Source organism: Paraburkholderia sp. EG286B (genome assembly GCF_040965655.1).
Lineage (GTDB): Bacteria > Pseudomonadota > Gammaproteobacteria > Burkholderiales > Burkholderiaceae > Paraburkholderia.
In genome coordinates this window covers 1-2,296 of sequence record NZ_JBFRCF010000097.1, presented here as the reverse complement: position 1 = coordinate 2,296, position 2,296 = coordinate 1, and the positions used below count along the sequence as shown (strand labels likewise).

General features: G+C 59.9%; 4 protein-coding genes. All 4 read left to right on the top strand.

The window, feature by feature from the left end:
- Window positions 1-437, top strand: a 437-nt coding sequence (locus tag AB4Y42_RS43805) for an SDR family NAD(P)-dependent oxidoreductase (RefSeq protein ID WP_368697832.1), incomplete at its 5' end; no start/stop codon positions are given.
- A gap of 12 nt (window positions 438-449) precedes the next feature.
- Complete coding sequence (locus tag AB4Y42_RS43800; protein WP_368697831.1) at window positions 450-683, top strand: DUF1289 domain-containing protein; 234 nt, start codon at window positions 450-452, stop codon at window positions 681-683.
- A 74-nt stretch (window positions 684-757) separates the two neighbouring features.
- Complete coding sequence (locus tag AB4Y42_RS43795; protein ID WP_368697830.1) at window positions 758-1,903, top strand: porin; 1,146 nt, start codon at window positions 758-760, stop codon at window positions 1,901-1,903.
- A gap of 33 nt (window positions 1,904-1,936) precedes the next feature.
- The coding region (locus AB4Y42_RS43790) for a BON domain-containing protein (RefSeq protein WP_368697829.1) at window positions 1,937-2,296 on the top strand (360 nt) is incomplete at its 3' end.

The window sequence follows — 2,296 nt, the reverse complement described above, 5'->3', positions numbered from 1 at the left end:
AGTGGCATCGCTACTGGGATGTGAATGTGCACGGCCTCTTCTACTGCACACGCGAAGCGCTCAGGCTGATGGAGCCGCAGCGCGACGGCAGGATCATCAATATTGCTTCAATCGCCGGCATGTCGGCAATGAGCGCGCACAGTCCGCACTATTGCGCGACCAAGGGTGCCGTGATTGCTTTCACGAAGTCGGTTGCTGCCGAGGTGGCGGGCGCCAACATCTTCGTCAACGCGATGGCGCCAGGCGGCATGGCCACGCCCGAATTCACCCAATACTTCGAGGCCGCAGGCGAGGAAAAGTGCAACCAGTTCTGGCAACTGATACCCGCCGGGCGCCTGGGCACGATGGAAGAATACGCCTCGATGGTGACCTACCTGGCTGGTGACCACTACCTGGTAGGCCAGGTGATCAGCCCGAACGGCGGGGCAGTGATCTGACCGGAGCGCCACATGATCCGAAGCGATCACATCATCAACCCGTGCATCAATATCTGCAGGATGGACCCTGACGGTCAGTTCTGCCAGGGGTGCTGGAGAACGCTCCGTGAGATTGGCCTCTGGGATCAGATGAACGAGCAACAGAAGGCCGACGTCGTCGCATTGATCGAGTGCCGTCGCAACACAAGGATGTCGCGGATGACGTTGACCGGCGACTCCGCTATCAAGAATGGACTGTCGAAATGAAGGGAGAAATCATGCAAGGTTTGATGCTGCAAATGCAGTTGCTGGTTGCTTAGATATACCAAACAGGAGACAAAATGAAACTGAAGTGGTTGGTGGCAGCTGTGCTGGCTGCAATGGGAGGCACCACGTACGCACAGTCATCGGTGACGCTGTATGGCGTCATCGATTCGGGGTTGTTGTATCAGAGCGCGAATGCAGCGAACTTTCAGTCGAGAGTGAATCTCGGCCATGTCTATGAGCTCAAGGACGGCGGGATCTATTCGAGCATCTGGGGTCTCAAGGGCAGCGAAGACATCGGCAGCGGCTACAAGGTCAATTTCAGGTTGCAGGGGTCGTTCAACAGTTCGAACGGCAAGCCCGGGCTGTCCGACACGCCGGGCGCCACAGCGCTATTCAACCAACAGACGACGGTGGGCGTGTCGAGCCCGTTCGGCACCATCGACATGGGCCGGCAGATCGTGCCGATGATTTACGCGATGGCGGATACCGACGTACGGAACGCCCAGTATTTCGGCAGTATCCTGACCGCATGGCTCGGCATGAACCAGGCTGCGGGCTGGCAGGGCCTCAGCACGAACGGCCCGATCGGCGCGCTGTACGACGACAACGCAATCGTCTACCGGTCGCCGAAATTTTATGGCGCGTCGCTTGCGCTCGAGTATGCGCCCGGCGGCGTTGCGGGCCAGTTCCAGGGCGGCACGCGCGAGTCCGCCGTACTGCAGTATTCGAACTATGGCCTGAACCTGGCGGCCGTTTACTACAACGGGCACGACACGAATCCATTCACGCAGACCGGCCCCGCGACAATCGTCACGGCGCCCTCGACCGGCCAGGCCAACAACCGCTTCTGGTATCTGGGCGCGCAGTACACCTTCCACGATTTCTCCGTGTCGACGTCATACAGCATCGGCAGGAACCCCGCGAACAGTGGCCACGCCAACTTCGAGATGATTTCCGGTGGGCTCGGCTACAAGTTCAGCCCGGCTTTCAAGGTCACCTCGGGCTTCTATTACCTGAAGGATCGTAACCACTCGTCCAATCAATCGAACGAGTTCGCGCTGGGCGCCGAATACAACCTGTCCAAAACCACCCTCGCCTACGCGCAGGTCGGCTATGTCAACAACCGCGGCAACATGAGCCAGACGATCACCTACGGTGCGCCCGTTCCGGAAGGCAGGTCAACCACGGCGGCGATGGCCGGTATCCGGCACAGCTTCTGATTCCCCACATACAGACAACAAGTGGAGCATGCGATGAAAAGAAACTGGGCGCTCGGGATCGCGGGCGGCGTATTGATCGCCTCGGCATCGGTTCATGTCTGGGCGCAGGCGGGCGCAAGCGAAGCGAGCGCCGCTTCGAACGGAACAGCGGTGGCGGCCTCGGGCAGCACAACGGCGAAAGACATCCGGAAAGCGGACCGCACGCTGCGCCGCAAGGTCTACTCCGCGATCGTCACGCACAGGGAGATCAACGCTGGCAATATCAGCGTCATCGCGAAGGGCGGCGCAGTGACGCTCGACGGAACCGTGGTCGATGCATCGCAGATCGACAAAGTCAGCGAGATTGCGAAAGGCGTTCCGGGCGTCACATCCGTTACCAACAAGTTGACGGTC

Bases quoted from the DNA above. Each gene is read 5' to 3' on its own strand.
- AB4Y42_RS43800 (WP_368697831.1), top strand. From the start codon at position 450: ATGATCCGAAGCGATCACATCATCAACCCGTGCATCAATATCTGCAGG.
- AB4Y42_RS43795 (WP_368697830.1), top strand. From the start codon at position 758: ATGAAACTGAAGTGGTTGGTGGCAGCTGTGCTGGCTGCAATGGGAGGC.